Here is a 1778-nt window from a genome sequence, read left to right as displayed (position 1 = left end):
GCCGGCCCCGCGGGCCGCGCGCCTAGGGTGCGTGCCGTGACCCACGACCGCTACGGCGCCGACGTGCTCGGCGGCTCCCCGACCGCCCACCACCGCGCGCCGCGGACCTCGCGTCCCCAGCCGGCCGAGCGCGACCTCGTCGTCGAGGAGGTCACGACGGGCTGGGTCGGCGCGGTCGTGCGCGTCGAGAAGTCCGGCGGCCAGCACGTGGTCGTGCTGGAGGACCGCCGGGGCCGGACCCGCTCCTTCCCGCTCGGCCCGGGGTTCTGGGTCGACGGCGAGCCGGTCGTGCTGACGCCGCCGGTCCGCGCCACGGCGCCCGCGCGCCCGACGCGCACCGCGTCGGGCTCCGTGGCCGTGCCGGACGCGCCCGCGCGGGTCGCCCGCGGGAGCCGGATCTGGGTGGAGGGCCGTCACGACGCCGAGCTCGTCGAGAAGGTGTGGGGCGACGACCTGCGCGTCGAGGGCGTCGTCGTCGAGCCCCTCGACGGCATCGACCACCTCGCGGACGAGCTCCGGGCGTTCGCGCCCACGCCCGAGCGGCGCGTCGGGGTGCTCGTCGACCACCTCGTCGCCGGCTCCAAGGAGAGCCGGATCGCGGACGAGGTGCTCCGGGCGCACCCCCGGGGCAGCGTCCTCATCCTGGGGCACCCGTACGTCGACGTCTGGCAGGCCGTCCGGCCCGAGCGCCTCGGGCTGGGCGCGTGGCCGACCATCGCCCGGGGCACGGAGTGGAAGGTGGGGGTGCTGCGCGAGCTCGGCTGGCCCGCCGACGACCACGCCGACGTCGCGCGCGCCTGGCAGCGCATCCTGCGCAGCGTGCGCAGCTACGCCGACCTGGAGCCGAGCCTGCTCGGCCGGGTCGAGGAGCTCATCGACTTCGTCACCGCCTGACCGGCCCGTCAGGGCGCGATCGGTTCCCCGAGCAGCCGCCGGTAGAAGTAGGCGGCGGCCAGCAGGACGACCGGCACGGCCACGACGAGACCGACGCCGCACGCGAGCGCGCCGGCGAGCAGGATCGCGTAGCACAGCAGCAGGAACAGGATCGTGGGGCCGAGGTTCGCCCGGACGAGCTCCACGCTCGAGCGCACGGCGTCGACGGCCTCCAGCCCCTTGTCGATGACGAAGTACAGCGTGAAGAACAGGAAGATGTTCACCGCGAGCTGCAGCAGCGTCCCGAGCACGGGGACCCAGGCGACGAACGAGACGACGATGTTGATGCCGGCGACGAGCAGGATGGCGACCACGAGGCGCCCGAACCCGGAGAAGTCGAAGAAGTCGCCGATCCCGACGCGCCGCCCGTAGGTGACCTTGAGGGCCGCGCGCACGAACACCGCCTGCACGACGGAGCCGAGCACCCACAGGAACGCCCCGAACAGCACGAGGCTCAGCGAGAACCCGAAGCCGACGGGACCGCGCACGGACCCGTCGGGGTTGGTCGGGAGCACGCTCGCGAACCCGCCGAACAGCAGGGACACCAGCGCCAGCACCGCGAGCGAGATGACGAACCACAGGAACCCGGCGCCGACGAACACGCCGCCGTTCTGCGTGAACTTCGCCCAGCCCCACGACAGCGCCTCGCCGATCGGCGTCTGGGCGCTGGCCGGGGCGGCGTAGGCGCCGCCGGGCGGCGGGACGGCGCCGGGACCGGGACCGCCGACGTCGTACCGGCCGTCGTTCGGCGGCCCGTACGCCGTGCTCGGCGGGACGTCCGCGCCCGCGAGCGGAGGGACCGCCCCCACGGGCGGCACCGCGGCGCCGGGGCCCGCGGCGGGCGG

The 1778-nt window shown here is 75.6% G+C and carries 1 protein-coding gene and 1 pseudogene; one reads left to right on the top strand and one right to left on the bottom strand.

From position 1 onward, the window contains the following. Window positions 1-36 precede the first annotated feature (36 nt). Window positions 37-894 (top strand): DUF3097 domain-containing protein, encoded by an 858-nt coding sequence (locus HGCM_RS10610; RefSeq protein ID WP_019136815.1) that lies wholly within the window; start codon window positions 37-39, stop codon window positions 892-894. A gap of 8 nt (window positions 895-902) precedes the next feature. Here the strand turns inward: HGCM_RS10610 and HGCM_RS10605 are convergent. Further along, window positions 903-1778: pseudogene (locus HGCM_RS10605) on the bottom strand (hypothetical protein); the annotation flags it as partial.

The organism is Cellulomonas massiliensis JC225, from assembly GCF_000312005.1.
In the GTDB taxonomy this organism is placed as follows: domain Bacteria; phylum Actinomycetota; class Actinomycetes; order Actinomycetales; family Cellulomonadaceae; genus Cellulomonas; species Cellulomonas massiliensis.
This window is presented reverse-complemented; position numbering and strand designations above follow the sequence as displayed.